Below are 2,683 nucleotides of genomic sequence, written 5' to 3'. Positions count from 1 at the left end.
CCAAACTCCAGTAAGTTAGCAATTGCGGTAAACCCTCTGATACTGCAACACCACTGTTTTTTGATTCAATTACCAATACCCAAAAATATGGGCTAGGTGTTGTCTGTTTAGATTTGTTAATTGCGAGGATATCCATTCTAGCTGTAATTGTTTTATCCTCGTCTTCAATGACAATACTAGCAATGTCCTTCTCTAGTTCAATTTTGATAGGAAAGCGATAAAACCCAGCTAACCGCATTGAAGGGAAAGTTGTTAAAATATTTACTAGTCCTTCTGAAACTTTACTATCTATCAAGTAATTAGAAAAATCATTCTGAATTTGCAGCAACTCCTGTTGTTCGTAATCAGTTAAAGGTTCTAAAGATAATAAACTAGAAAAAGAGTTATTATATTGTCTTTGAAAACCAAAAAGATGATGTACCTCCGCTAAAGATAGATTTTTGGCTTGAAGAATAGTCATAATTTTTTTAAAGCTATTTACTAATTTTAGTACTATTGTGCTTGAAAGTTCGCAAGAGGTGATCACGGAATGGATCTATTAGAGCAGTACCGGGCCATTATTATGGAGAAGTTACAGGCGTTTACAACCTTGCAATATCCCCATGCTGAGATTAGAAATAAAACAGTATTTGATCGCGATGCTGATCGCTATTTGGTGATGTCGGAAGGGTGGGAGCGAAAAGTACGCCGAATTCATGGTTGTTTGATTGACGTTGAAATTATCAATGGCAAAATTTGGATTCAACGGGATGGTACTGAGTACGGTTTTGCAAACGATTTAATTGAAGCGGGGATTCCCAAAGAGATGATTGTTTTGGGGTTTAAAGATGAAGAAGTTAGACCCTATACTGGATTTGCGATCGCGTAACGCTCTGAACAAACGGTTTTTCATTTGACGCGATTAGCTTACTTCTTCCAAACCCTACGAAGTAAAGCTACGAGCCTGACACATATCAGCACTTTATAACATGGTATACTACTGGCAATATTACCTTTATTACCTCGATGAGGAGTGATATCTCTGTAAAAATCCTGTTTTTAGCAGCCGATCCAAGTAATGCTCCTCGGCTACGCTTAATGCAAGAGTTACGAGATATTAAAGAAAGTTTACGATTAGGAAACTATCAGCTAGAACAGCGAGAAGCGGTTCGAGTGGAAGATTTCTCTAAAGAAATACTTTATGTTAAACCGAATATTGTACATTTCTTTGGGCATGGTACGCCTCACGGAGAGCTTTGCTTTGAAAATAAAGTAGGTGAAATTCAGTTTGTAAAGCCTGATGCTTTAGCTGCAACCTTTAAGATGTTTAAGCAGCATGTGAATTGTGTAGTGCTAAATGCTTGCTATTCTAGGATTCCGGCAAAGGCAATTGCTGAACACATTCCCTTTGCGATTGGGATGAATGATGAAATTACTGATGAAGCAGCGATCGCCTTTTCTGTCGGTTTTTACGAAGCATTAGCTGCAAAGCGTTCTATTGAAGATGCTCATAAGTTTGGTTGTCTAAAGATTCAGCAACAAGGTATTTCAGAACATCTCAAACCACTTATTTTTATAAAAGAAGTTACTCCACCACCTGAAAAGCCCATTATTAACCCTTTCATACCTATAAATGGCAGAGTAGAAGATCGACAAAAGTTCTTTGGAAGGGAACAAGAAATAAGGTGGGTGTTTGAAACACTCAATAGCGGTAGTAGTGTTGCTTTAATAGGAAATGAGGGAATTGGTAAATCCTCCTTACTATTGGCTATTTGTCGAGAAGCAGAAAGTCGCTTGCAACCACCGCGCCAGCCAGTTTTTCTAGATTTGAACGGGGTGGATAACGAAAAGGATTTCTACGGTGCTTTGTGTTATGAGGTTGGTATACCGGATTGTACAGGGTATATGTTAAACCGGAATTTAAAAAACAAGAGAGTGCTACTGGCATTAGATAACGTAGGCAAGTTTAATTGGCAAGGATTTACACGTCAAGTCCGAGATATGTTGCGCGGTTTGGCTGAGGGAAATGATGCACCGTTGAAACTGATTTTAGCTGCAACTCAACCCCTAGATGATTTGTTTAACGATAGTCACGATCAAGGTAGAACATCACCATTAGCAGGTATTTGTCAAGAAGAACATATTAAGCCTTGGGATGAAGCTACAATTCGCGCTTTTATTGATAACCGCTTGGCGAGGACTTCAGTAAGTTTTACCGAGGAGGAAATTATTCAACTAGTACACAAAAGTAGAGGACATCCTCGTCAACTCGTGCAGCTGTGTTACGACACTTATAGGCAGTATATAAATCATTGAACGAATTTTATGTCAACCGACTGACAAATTACCAATCAATTAATGTCTCACCCTCCTGTACCTCGCCTAGATTTAGCACCCAAACTCAAGCGCCCTCTCTCACTGTGGAACCCGCTAGATTACCTGCGTCTGTTGTACTGGGTGTTTTATTTCCCTCAAGCTTTGCGGTGGTATGTGGACACTTTTGGGGGTGGGTATATTCCTGAAGGGGAAATGAATTGGCGTAGGGGATGGGAGTTGCTACGGCGAAATACTACTCAGCGGAATTTGCTTCTCCAAGGTTTGGTTTTAACAGTTGTTACACCGTTAACTTTGGGTTGGCTTCTTCAGCACATAGGTATTCATATAGATTGGTTTGGCGTGGCGTTTGGCGTGGCGGCAGGCGTGG

The 2,683-nt window shown here is 39.9% G+C and carries 3 protein-coding genes and 1 pseudogene; 3 read left to right on the top strand and 1 reads right to left on the bottom strand.

Going from position 1 to position 2,683, the window contains the following annotated elements; genetic code table 11:
• Positions 1 to 460 (bottom strand): restriction endonuclease subunit R (locus G4P69_RS36840; RefSeq protein WP_208354775.1); only part of this gene is annotated, 460 nt, incomplete at its 3' end.
• 69 nt (positions 461 to 529) lie between these two features.
• Between G4P69_RS36840 and G4P69_RS36835 the strand changes: the two genes are divergently transcribed.
• From G4P69_RS36835 to G4P69_RS36825, 3 genes and pseudogenes are all read left to right on the top strand, one after another.
• Entirely contained in the window at positions 530 to 868 is a 339-nt protein-coding gene (locus G4P69_RS36835) for a XisI protein (RefSeq protein ID WP_208354774.1), read from the top strand.
• Positions 869 to 1,005: 137 nt separating this feature from the next.
• Positions 1,006 to 2,295: an nSTAND1 domain-containing NTPase gene (locus G4P69_RS36830; protein ID WP_208354773.1), complete on the top strand. Its 1,290-nt coding sequence runs from the start codon at positions 1,006 to 1,008 to the stop codon at positions 2,293 to 2,295.
• Positions 2,296 to 2,337: 42 nt separating this feature from the next.
• Positions 2,338 to 2,683 (top strand): annotated as a pseudogene (locus G4P69_RS36825) (ATP-binding protein); the annotation flags it as partial.

Origin of the sequence: Aetokthonos hydrillicola CCALA 1050 (assembly GCF_017591665.1) — a bacterium.
GTDB lineage: Bacteria > Cyanobacteriota > Cyanobacteriia > Cyanobacteriales > Nostocaceae > Aetokthonos > Aetokthonos hydrillicola.
The sequence above is the reverse complement of the archived record's forward strand: the minus strand, read 5'-3'. Positions and strand labels throughout refer to the sequence as shown.

What these genes read in the sequence shown, in the direction of transcription:
- G4P69_RS36835 (WP_208354774.1), top strand. Translation starts at nt 530, where the DNA reads ATGGATCTATTAGAGCAGTACCGGGCCATTATTATGGAGAAGTTACAG.
- G4P69_RS36830 (WP_208354773.1), top strand. Translation starts at nt 1,006, where the DNA reads ATGAGGAGTGATATCTCTGTAAAAATCCTGTTTTTAGCAGCCGATCCA.